Source organism: Streptomyces sp. NPDC032745, assembly GCF_055579465.1.
On record NZ_JBVING010000013.1, the window covers coordinates 23381 to 39009 of the forward strand.

Genomic DNA, 15629 nt, shown 5'->3' on the forward strand with positions numbered 1-15629 from the left:
GCCCACGCCCACAGCGCGCCCTCCTTGATCCGCAGCACCGGGCGGATCAGGAACGGGAAGAGCAGGTAGAAGAGCAGCTCGGAGCAGAGCGACCAGGCAGGGGTGTTGAGGCCCATGTGGACGGCCGGGTCGGGGAACCAGGACTGGATCAGGAAGAGGTTAGGCAGCCAGACCTTCAGGGGGACCGCCGTGCCGGTGAAGAGCACGATGGTCAGCGCCCAGGTGGCGATGTGGTTGGGAAAGATCTTCAGCAGGCGTCGGCGCCAGAACCCCGTGACCGTGTCGTGGGGTTTGGCCGACCAGGTCAGCACGAACCCGCTGAGCATGAAGAAGAACGAGACGCCCAGCCAGCCGGCCTTGCTGAACAGCCAGCGGAAGCCGTCGGCGACGTCCTCGTCGGCGAACGGGTTCATCGAGATGAAGATCAGTGACGCGTGGAAGAAGAAGACCAGTGCGGCGGCGATGAACCGCAGTCCCGTCAGCGAAGGGAGCTTGGGTCTGGCGGGCGACGCGGGGCTGCTGGGCATGGGGCTGGCTCTCTCGTTCGGTGGACTCGGTTCAGGAAGCCGGCGCGGTGGTGACGGTCTCGGAGCCGACGGCCTTCGGATGGCGGCGGGCGGCATGCACGGTCTGGGTGAGCAGCAGGGCGCCGAGAGCGGTGAACGCGGCGGCGCCGACCGTCACTGCGCGGGTGCCGAAGCCCTGGTCGATGACCTGGCCGCCGGCCCATGAGCCCAGCGCGGCGCCGAGGCCGAACGCGGACATGTTGACGGTGAGGGACAGTGTCGGCGCGTCCGCCGCTGCGGAGAGGACCTTGGCCTGGAGTCCGGGAATCAGGGCGAAGGTGGCCACCGAGAACAGGACCAGGAAGACGGCCGTGCCGATCGCCGAGGGTGCGGCGAACCAGTACAGGAGGCAGACGGCCGCCAGCGTCCAGGACTGGCGGAAGACGGCCGAGTCGGCGGACCGGTTGGCGGACCTGCCGCCGATGGCGTTGCCGGCGATGGACCCCAGCCCGTAGGCGACGAGTACGGCAGGAACCCATGCCGGGGGGAAGTGCCCGACCTCGGTGAGCAGCGGCACCATGTAGGTGATCAGCGTGAACATGCCGCCCGAGCACAGGACGGTGGCCAGTACGGTGCCGATCACCTGCCAGTCCTTGAACACCCTCAGCTCGTGCGCGGCCGACGAGCCGGCCGTGCGGCCGTCGTCCGGGATCACCAGCAGGATCAGGGCCGCGGCGACCAGGGCGAGTACGGCGACGCTCGCGAAGGTGGCGCGCCAGTTCAACTGCTGTGCCACCAGGGTGCCGAGGGGGACACCGAGCACCGTCGCGAGGTTGACGCCCAGTTGGGTGGCGGCGACTGCGGAGCCTTCGCGTCCCTCGGCGGCCATGCTGCCCGCGGTGACGACGCAGACGGCGAGGAAGGTGCCGTGGATGACGGCGGTCAGCATGCGGCCGGCCACCAGGATGCCGAAGGTGGGCGCGAGGCTGGAGACGACGTTGCCGGCGACGGATACCAGGAGCAGCACCACGAGCAGGTACTTGCGGCGGATGCGGGTGGAGACGGCGGTGACGAGCGGCCCTCCGACCACCACGGTCAGCGCGTAGACCGTGACGAGGAGGCCGGCGGTGGGGATGGTCACCGCCAGGTCTCCGGCCAGGTCGCCCAGCATTCCGCTCGGCGCGAGTTCGGCGGTGCCGACGCAGAAGATGGCCAGGATCAATACAGCCATACGGGACCGCATGAATTGCCTCTCGTGAGCAGCGGACGGCGGGGGACGAGGCCGAGGACTCCGGGAATCCGGAGAACTCCCCGGAGGGGTTGGAACGCTGTTCCGGGCAGCGCTCTCCATTGGACGAACTGGCTCAACAGAGAACCGTTTTCAAAGCCTCACGATGACCTTAGTAGCTACTTGTCTCATATACAAGCAGGTTGGGGCTAAGAGAGCGCGGAGGCCGGCCGACGCGCGAGGACGATGGCCAGCACCACCGCCGCGAGTACGACCGAGACCGACGGCAGCCAGGCAGTGGAGTGGCCGAGGAGGACGGCACCCAACGCGGACCCGCCGGCGATCCCGACCTGGAACCCGGTGACGTAGACAGAGGAGGCCCGGTCGGCGTCCCCCGCCGCCAGGCGCATGACCGCCGTCTGGAAGACCGGTCCGGCGGCGGCGAACGCCCCGCCCCATACGGCGACGGCGACGCCGACGGCGGCGTACTGCACCACCCGCGGGGCCGGTAGGAACGCCAGGGCCAGGAGGCCGACACCCACCGCGAACGCCGCCATGGTCACGGTCGCCGCGCGCTGCGGGGCACGGTCATTGTGCCGGCCGATGAGGTAGGTCCCGGCGGCCCCCGCGACGCCGAAGGCCGCCAGCAGTACGACGACTGCGCCCGACGCCCCGGTGGCCTCGGTGACGATGACGGCGAAGTAGGTGTAGCTGAGGAAGTGCGCGGTGACGAGCACCACCGCGACGCCGCACACCCTCAGGAGCTCAGGCCAGTTCGTCTGCCCTTCCTCCGCAGGCGGAGGCGCGGCCGGTCCTGCGGGGGCGTCCTCCCGTGGCGCGGAGCCGGTCCGTCGCGGCCGGAGGGCCCAGGTGAGTGCGTACGTCACCACCACCGTGGCGGCCGCCAGGACCAGAGCGGTGGCCCGCCAGCCGATGAGCTCACCGATGAGGGTCGTACCGGGACTGCCCACGATCGCCGCGAGCGACGCACCGCCGAAGACCGCGGCGGTGGCGCTTCCCACCTTTTCGCGCGGCACCAGGGCCGCGGCGGCCGGGGCGATCAGCGACCACAGCACCCCGTGGGTCAGCGCCGCGGCAACCCGGCTGACCGCCATCATGGCGAACCCGGTCGAAGCCGCGGCGAGCACCTCGGCGACGACCAGGACGCCAAGAGAGACCACCAGTGCCGTGCGGCGCGAAACTCGCGCGGCGAGCGCGACGGCCGGAACCGTGACGATGGCGGCGACCACGGCGTATCCGCTGATGAGCAGCCCGACCTGACCGGCTGTGACATCGAGGTCGGCGGCAATGTCACGGATGAGTCCGACCGGGAACACCTCGAAGGTGACGTAGACGAACGCAGCCGCGGCGAGCACGGCCAGCCTTACCGATGTCGAACCGTCGACCGCCCCGGCCGCCGGTGGCGCCGCCGTACCGCTCATCGGCGCGCCTCGGCGCCTTGACCGAGCCGCACCAGGACCTTGGGGCGGCTCCGCTCGCCGTCCGCCAAGTGGGCGAAGGCGGCCTCCAGTTCGTCGAGCGGGAAGACCCGGTCGACGAGGGCGTCCAGGTTCACGGCCCCGGACTCCACGAGGGCCACGAGCCGGTCCCAGTAGCCGATGCCGGACAGCACGCCGTGGAGCGTGACGTCCCGGATCACCAGGGCCGCCGCGTCGAAACCGTCGACGGCGTGGTGCGGCGTCCCGAGCTGGGCCACCCGCCCTCCCGCCGCGACCAGACGGACGGCCGAGCGGACCGCGGCCGTACTGCCGGACGCTTCGATCACGGCGTCGTACGCCTCCTCGTCCGGCCCGGCCGGCGCGGCGCAGGCGCGCAGTCCGAGGCGGTCCGCCAGCTCCCGGGCGGCGGGCTGCGGCTCGAAGACGACGGGATCGGCGCCCATGGCCCGCGCGACCTGGGCCGCCGCCAGCCCCAGCGTGCCCGCCCCGAGGACGGCGACGCGGTCGCGGGAGGTCACGTCGAGCCGGTCCAGCGCGTGGACCGCGGCGGCGGTCGGCTCCAGCAGGACTCCGGCAGCGTCGGAGAGGCCGTCGGGTATCCGGGTGAGGGTGTCCACCGGTGCGGTGAGCAACTGCGAGCCGGCTCCGGGCCTGTCGCCTAGGACGCCGATCTCGCTGCGGTCGGGGCAGTACCGGATGCGGCCCGCGCGGCAGTGCGGACACCAGCCGCAGGCACGGAAGTTGTGCCCCGAGACCCGCTGTCCGGCCAGGCTGCGTTCCACGCCGGGGCCGATGCCGACCACCGTGCCGATCCATTCGTGCCCCGGGACGAACGGGTAGCTCTTCAGGCCGTCGCGAAGGTAGTTGCTGGTGCCGTCGTAGAAACCGAGATCGGTTCCGCACAGGCCTAGCAGACCCACCCTGACCAGCACCTCCCCGGAGCCCGGTTCGGGCGGGTCGACCTCCGTGACCGACAGCGTGCGGGGACCGGTGAGCTGAATGGCTTTCATCGTGCGTCCTCAGAGTGGCTGAGCCCGGCCGCGGTACGGCAGAGCATGATGTCCTCGCGTAGGCGTCCCGGCGCGTGCCTGTAGTCGTTCTCCACGAGCACGGAGCGGACAGCGCAGTGCCGCAGCAGGTCGGGCAGGTCGTCGAAGGCGGACCCCGGTGTCGGCGCAGCGCCGCCCGCCACGGGGGCTGGATCCTTCACGTGCAGGTCCGGCAGCAGCAGTCCGGGCGCCCCGACCTCTCGGGCGAAGGCCAGCGGATCCTCCCCGGCCTCCCTGAGGTTGCCGGTGTCCAGCACCAGGCGCAGCGCCTGGTGGTCCACCGCGCGGGCGAGGGCGAGCGAGTCGCGGGGGCCCAGGGGCGACTCGTACGCGAGCGTGATGCCCGCCCCCACGACGCGTTCGCACAGCGTGCGCAGCGCATCGACCGTGCCCGCCCGCAGCGCCTCGGTGGTCGGCAGGCTCCGCCGGAAGCCCGGGACGTGGAGGACCTGTGCCCCCAGGCGCAACGCGCAGTCCAGGGCCTGCTCCAGTACGGCGAGCGCCGCCGGGTTGGCGGTCCCGTGGTCGTCGGCCAGTCCGATGTCGTTGACGTGGTTGACCGCGAGGACGGAGATCCGGATGTCCTTGCCGATCGCCTCGGCTCCGCGCAGTTCGGCGGGTCCGCTGAGCAGGGGCCCGCGGTGGGCCCCGCCGAAGTCGAGGTGCAGCAGGTCGGATCCGGCCGCCACGGCGACGCGCGCCGCTTCGCGCCGGTCCGTGCTGATGCGCCATTGCGGTGCGGCGACCGCCACACCACCGGTCATGGCCGTGATGGCAGGCCCCCGATCCGGATGGCGGCCTTGAGCACCCGCCGCCCGTCGGCGACCCGGTCGGCCGAAGCCAGCACCGAGTTGATCAGTCCGGCCGCGGCCGCCAGGTCCACCTCGTGGGTGAGTACGCGCTCCCCCAGGGGTTCGTCGTCCCGCTCTGCCAGGAGGAGGTCGACCGCTTGCCGCAGGTGCTCCCCCGACACCCCGCGGTGGCCGTGGAGCAGCAGCGGGCCGGCCGGTCGTTCGAAGCGGTGCACCCGCGGCGGCCAGGGCCGGCCTCCGCAGTTGTCCGCGCGCAGGGCAGCGACGTCGATGCCGCCGGCGGACAGGGGGATGCGGCCGGACGGCAGGCCCGCATGCACGTCGACCAGCAGCGTGCCCCGTATGTGACGGTCCACGGCGGACAGCGCCTCCTGCGTCCCGGTGCGCGGCGTGGCGATCACGACGGCGACCGGTGAGGGAACTGCCGCCAGCACGTGGGGCAGGCCGGCGTCGTGCGGGTGGACGGCGTCGGCGCCGTGCCCCACCAGGAGCGTGGGCAGCCTGGGGAGTTCGCGCTGCCAGGCCTCACGTGCGAGCCGTCCGACGATCCCGTCGCCCCACACCACCAGGGCGGCGGGACGTGTCGTACGCAGGGCCGTACGCAGGCCGTAGAGGACCGAGGCGAGTGGTTCGGCCAGCGCAGCCACCCGCGGGTGGTCCGCCCCGTCGGGCACCTGCAGCACCAGTCCCCCGCGTACGGCTGTGGCGGGGATGCGGGTGCGCTCGGCCCACAGGCCCGGCAGGTTGTGCCCCAGCAGGAACGAGGGGTCGTCGGGGTGGGTGGGGTTCACGGTGACCAGCGAGCCGACCGGCAGGCCGGAGTCTCCCGGCTCCACGACGTGGGCCACGCCTTCGTGTCCCAGAACGGGGCTCGCGTCGGGGCGCAGCCCGCGCAGGATCTGCCAGTCGGTGCCGCAGATGCCGACGACGGCCGGAGCCAGCAGGACGTCCCCCGGTGCCAGCCGCGGCGTCGGCACTTCGGCGACCTCGACACGGGTACGGCCCAGAGCGTCCGGGGGCAGGCGCCGCAGCGCGCGATGTGTCGCGGCGCTCACTGGACGATCCCGGGCAGCCAGCGCCCGATGCGTTCCGCGCCCTGGAGCGCGTCCACCGCGCCGCGTCCGCAGAAGACCAGCCGGTCGGCGAGCCACGCGGCGTTCCGGCCGCGGTCGGCATAGGAGGTCGCGGTCCCCAGCTGCCGGCGTAACTCATCGGCGTAGTGGGCGCCGAGCCCCTCGACCACTCCCCCGCCGAGCCCCAGCAGGTCGAGGTGCGGGTCGAGGCACCACAGGGTGCGGAGCATGTTGGCGATCGGTTCGACGCACAGTTCGAGCAGGCGCCGCGCGCCGGGGTCCTGCGCCGCGAGTGCCTCGGGGAGCCACTTCGGGAGTTCGGGGCCTGCATCGAGTCCCAGTCGTTCGGCGACACGGGCGATGCCGGGCCCGGAAGCGATCGAGGCGAGGTGGTCGGGAGCCCCGCAGGCGCACAGCAGCCCCGACCGCTCGGGCACGTAACCCGTGACCATGGCCGGAAGATGGCCGATCTCGCCCTGCAGGCCACGGTCGTCGACGGGAATGCGTTTGCGGTCCAGGTCGGCGACGCGCAGCGCGATGCCGCTGCTGATGGTCAGGTACCCGATGCGCCGGGTGTCGTGCCGGGCGTGCTCGACGGCGAAGTCTGCGAGGGCCGCGGTGACGTCGTTGACCAGGTTCCAGGTGACATCGGGTCGGCGCCGGCGCAGGGCGCCTCGCAGGTCGTACGGTGCGGCCTCCGATCCCCACAGCGGCGCCGATCCGTAGACCGTGCCGGTGAGATGGTCGATCGCCGCGCCGAAGGAGAGGGCCGCGTTGGCGTCGGGGGGCGCCGCCCGGCACAGCATGTCGACCATGTCCTCGCGCAGTTCGGCGACGGACCGGCCGGGGTGGTTGAGCCTGCTGGGAGAGCGGAGCCGTTCGACGGGTGCCCCCGCTCCGCCGACCCGCAGCCGCATCCACGTGCCGCCGATGTCCGCCGCCAGGGCCGCCGTGGTGGGTCGCGTCCGGGGCATCGTGAGGGGAGCGGTCATTGCGAGGCCCCCGTACGGCCAGTGACCGGCTCGGGAGCAACCAGAACGACGGATGACGACCCGGCTGCGGATTCGGGTTCGGCGACGCGGAACGCACAGAAGTCGGTGTACCGCTCCGTCACGTCGTCGTAGGCGGTCAGACTGCCGATGACAACGGTGCGTGCGCCGCTGTCCAGTCCCGCCCGGACACCGGCGCCGGAGTCCTCGAACACGATCGTGGAGGCCGGTTCGACTCCCAGGGCGGCAGCGGCGCGCAGGAACCCTTCGGGATGGGGCTTGCCGTGCGTCACCTCGTCCGCGGTCACCATGATCTCGGGCAGCGGCAGGCCCGCGGCGGCGAGTCTGACCTCGGCGAGTTTCCGGCCCGCCGACGTCACGACGGCCCAGGAGCCCCGCGGGAGGGCCGCCAGGAGCTCGGGTGCGCCCGGTATCGCGGTGATGCCGGTGGTCTCCAACTCTTCGTGCGCGACGAGCCGTCGGGTCTCCGAGGCCGCGAGCTCCGGATCGGGAACGAAGCGGCTCACGGTCTCCCGGGTGGGGCGGCCGTGTGCGTAGGCCAGCACTTCCGACAGGTCCAATACGTGCCGCGTGCAGAAGTCGGCCCAGGTGGACTCGACGAGCGCGGTGGAGTCGACCAGCGTGCCGTCCATGTCGAACAGCAGCGCTGATGTGTACAGCTGTGGCAAGGGGTTCTCCTACCGGGAGGTGTTGTCCAGGGGGCGTGACTGGGACGCGGGCGCACCGTCGCCGACGGATGACCAGGTGCCGTCGGCGTGCACGACCAGAGCCTTGCCGTGCTCGGCCGCACCGCGGGTCCCGGCGAGCTCGGCGGCCAGCGGCGCGAACGCCGCCGGGGCCATGTAGCCGCTGTAGTCGAAGTCCTGTGACCGGCGGGCGCGGATGCCCGGGGTGTCGACCATGCCCGCGGGGAGCGCCTGGACGAAGCGCACCTCGGAGGGATCGGTCTCCTGGGAGACGGACTGGATGAGCGAGCTGGCCGCGGCCTTGGTGGCGGCGTAGCCCGCCCGGTTCGGACCGGCGTTGTAGACCACCTCGGACGAGATGTGCAGGAACAGTCCGGGAGCCGTCGCGCGCAGCAACGGCAGCGTCGTCCTCAGCGTCCAGGACAGGCCGTGCACGTTGATGGCGAACTGGTCCAGCCAGTCGGTCTCGTCGGTCTGCAGGAACGGCTCGCGCCGGGCGGTGAAGTAGACGGCTGAATAGCAGACCAGGCCGACCTGGGGCGGTATGGCGGACCGCAACGTCTCCTTGGCCTGGTCGGCGTCGCGGAAGTCGAGCCGGTGCCACACCAGGCGGTCGGCGCCGGGTCCGGCCGGCTTACTGCGGCTGAGGACGTGGGTTTCGATGCCCTGGGCGGCCCAGGCATCAGCGACGCCCCGGCCGATTCCGGTCGATCCGCCGACCACGACCGCCGCGTCCGCGGCCCGCGCCCGCCCGGTCATGCGCTCACCGTCTCGGGCACGGGCACCGCGGCCGCGCCGACGTGGGCCGACGTCCGGCCCTGCTCGCTCAGCAGCCGTGCGGCGTCGCGCAGTTCCGCGGGCGTGACGTCGTTGACGAAACGGTGCCCTCCGATGCCCACTGGCAGCGGCAGCCTCTGCTGGCCGTCCCGGTGGCGCACGGTGTCCCGCAGGGCCTCGTCCAGGAGCGTCGTGTCGTGCAGCACGTCGTTCCACAGGGGCAGGCCGAGCGCTCGGATCACGGCGTAGACACGGTCGGCCTGGGCCTGGCTGACATCGCCGCGCAGGGTCGCGAGGGCCGTCGTGAGCGCCATGTCGATCACGACGGCTTCTCCGTGCAGCAACTCGGGCAGCGCATGCATCTCAAGGGTCGGGCTGAAGGTGTGGCCGTAGTCGACGCAGCGCTCCAGCGTCGACTCCCAGAGATTGGGCTGCAGTTCCTCGAGCATGAGGTGGATGGACTCGGCGATGATCGCGTCCGATGCCGTGGCGAGTTCCTCGGTCGTTCCCTGGAGCCGGTCGGCCCGTACGGCCGCACCATGTGTCTCCAGCAGGGTGAACAGGTCCTCGGAGCGGATGAGGGCCATCTTCAGGATCTCGGCGAGGCCGTTGCTGACGTGCCGTAGGGGCAGGCTGCGAAGGAAGGACCGGTCCAGGAACGTGGCCGTGGCCGGCGCGTACGTGCCCAGCCGGTTCTTGCCGCGCTCGTAGTTGACCCCGGTCTTGACGCCGACTCCCGCGTCCACGAGGCCGATGAGGGTCGTCGGGATACGGATGTACGGCGTTCCGCGCCGGTACAGGCTGGCGGCGAAGCCGACGATGTCGGTCAGGACACCGCCGCCGATGGCGAGGACCGGCTCGCGGCGGCGGTCGATCCCGAAGTCGTTCATGGCGTCGACGACACGGGACACGGCGTCCCACTGCTTGACCGTCTCGTCGGCCCTCAGGGCTACGACGGTGACAGCGATTTCATGGGCGGCGAAGTATGCGCGGATCTGGGCCCCGTAGAGCACGTCGACATTCTCGTCGACGACGACGAGCCGCCGGTCGCCCGGGTTCATGGGCACCTCCGGACAGCCGGTCAGCAGCGCCGTGTTGCCGGGCTCGAACAGGCCGTCGGAGCTGACGACGTGGTAACGCACCTGGCGGACGGCCTCGACCGTCCACGCCGGGCCGTTGTCGACGGCCTGACGGAGCCCCTGAGTGAAAGCAGTACCGCTGCGCATATCCCCTCCAGTTCGAGTGCCACATGACAAGGCAAGTGCACTCTGTATCGGCGCTTCGTCGAATATAGTAGCAGCATGACTTCGTCAGCATCACATGTGTTACACTTTCCGCAAGCGCCGCTATAACGAGCGAGTGTGCGCACGCATGGGTATCCGGTCGAGCCTGAAGACTTCCGTGCTCACTTACGAAACCCGCCGAAGCCCACGGAGGTCGGACGCATGGCAACGCTGGCGGAACGCCTGAATTCCTGGTTCGCCGACGCCGCCACGGCGGACGCGGTGGGCCGCCTGCGCGAGCCGTCGACCGCGGAGGTCGCCCAGGCGATCTCGGACGACCCCCGTCACAGCGTGACGATCTCCCGGAGCTACCTGACGGCCCTGCGCAACGGCTCCCAGACCAACCCGACGGTCAGCGTGCTGTCGGCGATCGTCACCTACTTCCAGTCCCGGGACATGACGCTGCCGGTGTCGGTGAGTGCGCTGATCGACGAAGAGCCGCCGGCCCGTCCGGAAGGGCTGCCCGAGGAATGGGCGGCCCTGGCGGACCGGCAGGTGCGCTCGATCGCGTTGCGGGCCGGCCAGTTCACGCCCGAGCTGCGCGACCAGCTGTTGTCGATCATGGACGTACTGGACGCGTCGAGGAAGACGCAGCCGTCTGAGCAGGACGACGCGTAGCGGAACCGCAGGGACGCGCGGGGCGACGCAGCATGAGACCGCGGGGAGCCGTCCGTCGGCGCCCTACTGGGACAGGGCGCGCATCTCACGCAGTTCGAGGGAGAGCCTGACGAGGGCGCCGAGGTCCTCCTCGTAGTCGGTCCCGCCGGCGCGGCCCTGCAGCCTGGGAGCGAGGACGAAGACGGAAGTCGTCGGCGGGGCGCTGCCCTGGCCCTGCTGCTCGCGCAGCCGACGCAGCGCGCGGTCGACGAGGCACGCGGAACTCCGCGGGTCGTCCTCGGGGGCGGGGACAGACGCCTCTTCGGCCACGAGCTTGATGTAGGGGCCGAGCCGGGTGAGACCGTCCCGGCATTCCACGTACCGCCGGTACACGGCCGGGGCGCTCACGGGGAAGAAACCCCGCCGCCGGATGTGGTGGTCGAGGACCAGCTCGGGATGGATGTCCACCAGCCGGCTCCACAACTCCTCCAGGCCGCGGAACTGAGTCCGGCAGTCCAGCCTCTCCCGCACGATCTGCACCACGCTCACGAAACAGGGCAGACTCAGCCCGGCACACACCACGATGGTGGCGATCTGGCCGAAGGCGAAGTCGTCGGCGTACGTGATCGCCCGTCCCGGTTCGCGCAGCGTCGGCAGATTGACCCACAGGAAACGGAAGACGCAGGTGAGTGCCAGCGCACTCAGCCCGCCGGAGATGACACTCAGCGAAAGCCGATGCAGGGAGCGCCCCTTGCGCGCGTCCCGCGCGGCGAGCATGGCGCACGCGGCGTACCCGAAGAACAGGTAGAAATTGCCGAAGTTGTAGAACGTCCGCACACGCCAGTCGACGAGGAACTCGGACGTCAGCACGTGGTTGCGCAGATGCGGCGGAAGAGCCGCAGTCATAGCGATCATCACAGCCAGGCAGACCGCGCAGGCCACCACCTCCCACGGCCACGGCGCACCCCAGCGGGTCAGCGGGCACTCACGCAGGAATCCGACCATGAGGCCGAGCCCGGTCAGAATGGCCACGTTGTAGGTGATTTTCGTGAAGCCGGGGAATGCGAGGCCGTCGGCCCAGGCGAGGACCGGGGGCTGGGCCAGCACGTTCCCGAGCCCCATGAGGAACAGCGACAGGGCGAGGTGCAGGCGCATGGGGTCGCGGAAGCCTTGCTGGACGAGCGCGGGCATCATCCAGGCCGCACCGCCCAGCAGCGTGACGCTGGCGACCAGGTTGAGAGCGCTCACGTCACCCCGTCGGTGAGGACGAGGCTGTTGTAAACGGAGGGCCGCCACGGCTCGTCCAGGCCGTGGCGCCGCGCGCGCCGGCTCATGGAAAGGGCCTGGTTCATGATCGTCGATGCGATGATCTCGGCGTCGCGCTCGTCCCGATCGGAGTAGCACGTGCGCAGCTGCATGTGCGCCGGCCGCTCACCCGCGAGGTCGTAGGCGATGATGTGGCCCACCTCGTGGAGGATGATGTGCGCCTGGTGCGCCTTGGTGGTCTTCGCCTGATATGCGATCGCGTCCTCGTGCGGTCGCGAGATCAGGACACCGAAAGGACCATCGGCCGGCAGGTCCCACTCGAGCAAGCTGATCGGCGTGCCGCGCATCTCACCGAGCCGCTCGCACAGGGCGGTGACGCTCAGGGGCAGCTGCGGCGCGAGTCGACGCATCAAACAGCGGCTGTGCGAGCGCAATTGGGCATCACGCAGCCGATTTCCCCGTGCGCTCGGCGAATGCTCTAAGCCACGCCCACCCCGACTGCCTAACATGATCGCCCTCCCCGTGTACCGCACCGGCCCGAGCCCCCGGTCGACGACGACCGGTCGATTCCCGGTGAGCCGTTCATACGGGGTCCACGCTACCGACCAGCATGCCGAACCGCCACGAGATCAAGATCACCATCAAGCAACCCGGACAGCGAAACATGTAGGTCAGCCACGCCCTCCGCGCTTCCGCGCGGTAGCCCGTACGGCCCCGTACCGGTGGCGCCCCGGCGCCGCCCCCGCCGCCCCTCAGGACCCGACGTCCTCCGCCACAGCCGCCCCACTCTCGAGTTCGCCTCACGGCTCAACTCGCCGCCACCGCAGCATTACTGAAGGATCATCAGACAAACGGCCAGGTACCCTGAGTCAGGAGGGCTTGGTGTCGGAGAACGCCGTGATCGTCACCTTGCCGTCGCAGTCGGCGAACACCCCGTCGTCTCCGTGGCGATTCTGGTCCGATCCCGCACCGGCAATGCCCAGCACCAGCGTGGGGAAGCCGGACGGGGTGGCCCCGGACACGCAGCAGCCGTCCGCCTCGCCCTGGGCGTCGACGACGGTGAGCCAGGGTCACCGTGCCCGCCGCGCGGTCAGGGGCGGTTCTGTCCGGCGATCCGTTGCCCGCGCCGGCGACAGTGGGGAAGCCGTGCAGCATGCAGGGCTGCGCGGAGGTGTTCGTGACCAAGACGATGGCGGCGCCCGTACTGATCGACGTCGACTCGGACAACCCGGCAGCCTGGCGCACGCTCAGGTACTTTCGGCTCGCGCCTCGGCCGCTTTCCGCGACGAAAGTTGCCCGTACGATCATCCTCCGTGCGGACGAAGACCGCGCCACGGGTCCCTAGCGTGGTCCGCATGACCAGTGACTCGGGGGACCGTAGCGGCGGACGCCAATGGCTTCGGGCTGCAATGGGTGTCGTGGCGGGAGTGCTCGCTGCGGCAGGTGTGTGTGCGATTTTTTGGTGGCTGGGCCTGAACCTGGGCGTCGGCGCGGCCTGGCTGTCCGGCAAGGCTGCGGTGAAGGTGGGCTTCTTCGTGGCCGCCGGTGGCCTCGCCGCTGTGACCGTGTGGTGGCAGGGGCTCCGTGCATCGCGTTCCAAGCCGCCCGAGGAAACGGGCTGAGGCCCGTGCGCGGCCCTTCGGTCACCCGACCGATCGCACCGTCAGCCGGACCAACCAGGGCGTGGCACGCTGCTGGCGGTCGGCGCGGCTGAGGACGAGGGCGGCGAAGGTGCCGGTCCTCGGGCGGAGTCCGTGCGCACACGGGTCAGTTCGGGTGGTGGTGGGTGCGGGCCTCGGCGGTGGCCTTCAGGTGTGCAGTCCCTCGCCGGTCGCGGGGCCCGTCCAGCGGACGCAGGAGTGCCGCCGGAGCTGTTCGACGGTCGAGGTGATCTCCGGACTGGTGGCCGGAGTGAGGACCTCGGCCCGGTGGCGGACGCGGGCGGCGGGGTCGACGCCGGCTCCGCGACAGGTGAGGGACTTGGCGGGGCGTTGGCTGGGTAAGGCCGCTGCATCGGCTGGTAACGCGGCGGCGCCGAGAAGGCCGATGGCGAGCGGGATGGTGAACACGGCCTGGATGCGGGTGCGATGGATACCGGGCATGGGGCCGCCTCAGTCGCCACTTGCGACGCCGCGATCGGGTGCGCTCATGTCCCCCGTCGCGGGCGTGCCTTCGGCGAGCCCGTAGCGCAGGTACACGGTGCCCTTCGGGCCGGCTGTCGGGGGTGCGAGGAGCGTGACGTTCGTGGGCACCGCGCCATCGTCGAACACCTTCTTCCCGACGCCGAGGACGATCGGGTGCAGCCAGAGGTCGAGACGGTCGAAGAGCTTCTCGCGCAGGAGGGTCTGCACGAGGTTCAGGCTGCCGACGACCTTCACGTGCTCGTGACGGTCGCGGATCTCACGCACCGCGTCGGCCAGGTCCGGGCCGAGCTGCGTGGACCCGGCCCACGAGAGGTCGGGGCGGCCGCGAGAGGCCACGTACTTCGGGACGCGGTTGAAGAGCGTGGCGATCTCGTTGTCCTGGCCGCCCTCCTGGTGAGGCCAGTAGGCGGCGAAGATGTCGTACGTCCGCCGGCCGAGCAGCAGGGCGTCCGTGCCCTCGTACGCGGCACCGACCTGTGCCCCGGCTACGTCGTCCAGCAGGGGCGCCTGCCAGCCGCCGAACGGGAACCCCACCGGGTCCTCGTCGGGGCCGCCGGGCGCCTGCCCGACGAGGTCGAGGGTCGCGAACATCTCGATGTGGATGAGGCCCATGGCTTACTCCCGATGAGTCGGTTGTCTCCTTCAAGAGATGGACCTGCGAGTGCCCGCGAACTCATCGCCGCGCCGGAACCCGGCCGCATCTTGCAGGGGCGATTCACCTGGCCGGCTCCTGCGATCCGGCAAAACGGCCCGGGTCGACCCCGCTGGGCACTGCCTTCCGGGCACGTGGAATGCGCCCGGTGTGACGGGGCACCGTGCTCGGCCGGTCCGGCCGCGTACGGCGCTCAGCTAGTGCTGCGGCCAGCGGCGAACCAGGTCGTCGACAGCGGCCGGACGGCGTCAGCGCCTCGACACTCCGAGGGTCTGGTCGGCCGTCGCGAAGCGGTGCTCCGTCAGCTTCAGCTCTTCGTAGAGGTGGCCGAAGTAATCGGTTTCCGCGGTTCCTGCGAGTACCGCGAGCAGGAAGGCGAGGCACCCCATGTCGTGTTGCTCCCACAGCGGGCCGCGCCCCTCGTTGTAGAGCACGGTCCACTCGTCGGGGTGCTGCCCGGGCCGCACCAGCCAGTACAGGAACGCCCCCGTGCCCTCCTCGAACGCCCACGGCAGGACCCGCGCCCCTGCCTCCAGCAGGGCGGCGGGCTTCTCCTCGCCCATCTCCCACAGGTCCGCCAACATCTCGTCCCGTTCCGTCGTCTGCGCGTGCAGGTCGCAGTCGCTGTAGGCGGAGTCCGGGACGAGCAGCCAGATCGTTTCGTCGAAGATGCCGTCCCCGTAGGTCTCGACGAGCTGCTTGTAGTCCGCGGGCAGAGCCGCACCCAGGGCACGCTCGGCCTGCGCCCAGTCCACCGCGGGCGGCGGATCGGCGGGCGGCGGGCAGAGGCGGACGAGGGCATAGGGGGCATCCGGGGCGATCATGGAACCGACGCTACTGGAACCCCCAGCCGGTCCCCTGGACGGGTCGGCGATGAGCACGAGAGCGACGGTCGCGCTCGCCCCGCCGACCTGGCCCCCTCCGACTGGAAGGGACACGTCGAGCGCCTCTGCCTTGGAGCGGCCAACGACGGGAAATACGAGCTCGCCTGCAAGCCGTGGTCAGCTCACGCTCATCCCCCGCTCCGGCCACACACCCCGCTCCGTGTGCAGCGCGTTGAGCTTCCTCGAGGCTTTCAGGAACGTG

The 15629-nt window shown here is 71.0% G+C and carries 18 protein-coding genes and 1 pseudogene; 3 read left to right on the forward strand and 16 right to left on the reverse strand.

What is annotated here, in order from left to right:
• The 10 genes from ACZ5WG_RS28860 to ACZ5WG_RS28905 form a co-directional block, all read right to left on the reverse strand.
• A partial coding sequence (locus ACZ5WG_RS28860) for an acyltransferase family protein (RefSeq protein ID WP_468726950.1) occupies positions 1–527 on the reverse strand: 527 nt, incomplete at its 3' end.
• A 31-nt stretch (positions 528–558) separates the two neighbouring features.
• Positions 559–1737, reverse strand: a complete 1179-nt coding sequence (locus ACZ5WG_RS28865) for an MFS transporter (RefSeq protein ID WP_468726952.1) — start codon at positions 1735–1737, stop codon at positions 559–561.
• Between the two features lie 206 nt (positions 1738–1943).
• Positions 1944–3176 carry an MFS transporter gene (locus ACZ5WG_RS28870; RefSeq protein WP_468726954.1) on the reverse strand — a complete coding sequence of 411 codons (1233 nt, stop codon included), beginning with the start codon at positions 3174–3176 and terminating at the stop codon, positions 1944–1946.
• Positions 3173–4204: a zinc-dependent alcohol dehydrogenase gene (locus tag ACZ5WG_RS28875; RefSeq protein ID WP_468726956.1), complete on the reverse strand. Its 1032-nt coding sequence runs from the start codon at positions 4202–4204 to the stop codon at positions 3173–3175. The genes ACZ5WG_RS28870 and ACZ5WG_RS28875 overlap by 4 nt, the downstream gene beginning before the upstream one ends.
• Entirely contained in the window at positions 4201–5007 is an 807-nt protein-coding gene (locus tag ACZ5WG_RS28880) for a sugar phosphate isomerase/epimerase family protein (protein WP_468726957.1), read from the reverse strand. Before ACZ5WG_RS28880 ends, ACZ5WG_RS28875 begins: the two co-directional genes overlap by 4 nt.
• Entirely contained in the window at positions 5004–6110 is a 1107-nt protein-coding gene (locus tag ACZ5WG_RS28885; protein ID WP_468726958.1) for an alcohol dehydrogenase catalytic domain-containing protein, read from the reverse strand. Before ACZ5WG_RS28885 ends, ACZ5WG_RS28880 begins: the two co-directional genes overlap by 4 nt.
• The gene (locus tag ACZ5WG_RS28890) at positions 6107–7120 is read right to left on the reverse strand and encodes an ROK family protein (protein ID WP_468726960.1); all 1014 of its coding nucleotides are present in this window, start codon (positions 7118–7120) and stop codon (positions 6107–6109) included. Before ACZ5WG_RS28890 ends, ACZ5WG_RS28885 begins: the two co-directional genes overlap by 4 nt.
• Positions 7117–7806 carry an HAD-IA family hydrolase gene (locus tag ACZ5WG_RS28895; RefSeq protein ID WP_468726961.1) on the reverse strand — a complete coding sequence of 230 codons (690 nt, stop codon included), beginning with the start codon at positions 7804–7806 and terminating at the stop codon, positions 7117–7119. Before ACZ5WG_RS28895 ends, ACZ5WG_RS28890 begins: the two co-directional genes overlap by 4 nt.
• A gap of 9 nt (positions 7807–7815) precedes the next feature.
• The gene (locus tag ACZ5WG_RS28900; protein ID WP_468726963.1) at positions 7816–8583 is read right to left on the reverse strand and encodes an SDR family NAD(P)-dependent oxidoreductase; all 768 of its coding nucleotides are present in this window, start codon (positions 8581–8583) and stop codon (positions 7816–7818) included.
• Positions 8580–9827: a sedoheptulose 7-phosphate cyclase gene (locus ACZ5WG_RS28905; protein ID WP_468726965.1), complete on the reverse strand. Its 1248-nt coding sequence runs from the start codon at positions 9825–9827 to the stop codon at positions 8580–8582. The genes ACZ5WG_RS28900 and ACZ5WG_RS28905 overlap by 4 nt, the downstream gene beginning before the upstream one ends.
• Before the next feature lie 219 nt (positions 9828–10046).
• Between ACZ5WG_RS28905 and ACZ5WG_RS28910 the strand changes: the two genes are divergently transcribed.
• Positions 10047–10502 carry a hypothetical protein gene (locus tag ACZ5WG_RS28910; protein WP_468726966.1) on the forward strand — a complete coding sequence of 152 codons (456 nt, stop codon included), beginning with the start codon at positions 10047–10049 and terminating at the stop codon, positions 10500–10502.
• A gap of 63 nt (positions 10503–10565) precedes the next feature.
• On the opposite strand, the gene ACZ5WG_RS28915 is transcribed toward ACZ5WG_RS28910, so the two are convergent.
• The 3 genes from ACZ5WG_RS28915 to ACZ5WG_RS28925 form a co-directional block, all read right to left on the reverse strand.
• Entirely contained in the window at positions 10566–11729 is a 1164-nt protein-coding gene (locus ACZ5WG_RS28915; protein ID WP_468726968.1) for an MAB_1171c family putative transporter, read from the reverse strand.
• Complete coding sequence (locus tag ACZ5WG_RS28920; RefSeq protein ID WP_468726970.1) at positions 11726–12157, reverse strand: hypothetical protein; 432 nt, start codon at positions 12155–12157, stop codon at positions 11726–11728. The genes ACZ5WG_RS28915 and ACZ5WG_RS28920 overlap by 4 nt, the downstream gene beginning before the upstream one ends.
• Before the next feature lie 459 nt (positions 12158–12616).
• On the reverse strand, positions 12617–12769 hold the full coding sequence (locus tag ACZ5WG_RS28925) for a hypothetical protein (protein WP_468727210.1): 153 nt from the start codon (positions 12767–12769) through the stop codon (positions 12617–12619).
• 155 nt (positions 12770–12924) lie between these two features.
• Here ACZ5WG_RS28925 and ACZ5WG_RS28930 point away from each other — a divergent pair, with 155 nt between their 5' ends.
• Positions 12925–13092, forward strand: a complete 168-nt coding sequence (locus ACZ5WG_RS28930) for a hypothetical protein (RefSeq protein ID WP_468727211.1) — start codon at positions 12925–12927, stop codon at positions 13090–13092.
• A 73-nt stretch (positions 13093–13165) separates the two neighbouring features.
• On the forward strand, positions 13166–13369 hold the full coding sequence (locus ACZ5WG_RS28935; protein ID WP_468726972.1) for a hypothetical protein: 204 nt from the start codon (positions 13166–13168) through the stop codon (positions 13367–13369).
• Positions 13370–13564: 195 nt separating this feature from the next.
• Here ACZ5WG_RS28935 and ACZ5WG_RS28940 read toward each other — a convergent pair.
• From ACZ5WG_RS28940 to ACZ5WG_RS28950, 3 genes and pseudogenes are all read right to left on the reverse strand, one after another.
• Positions 13565–13849 (reverse strand): annotated as a pseudogene (locus ACZ5WG_RS28940) (SRPBCC family protein); the annotation flags it as partial.
• Positions 13850–13858: 9 nt separating this feature from the next.
• Positions 13859–14503 (reverse strand): dihydrofolate reductase family protein, encoded by a 645-nt coding sequence (locus ACZ5WG_RS28945; RefSeq protein WP_468726974.1) that lies wholly within the window; start codon positions 14501–14503, stop codon positions 13859–13861.
• A gap of 288 nt (positions 14504–14791) precedes the next feature.
• On the reverse strand, positions 14792–15367 hold the full coding sequence (locus ACZ5WG_RS28950; RefSeq protein ID WP_468726976.1) for an SMI1/KNR4 family protein: 576 nt from the start codon (positions 15365–15367) through the stop codon (positions 14792–14794).
• Positions 15368–15629 lie beyond the last annotated feature (262 nt).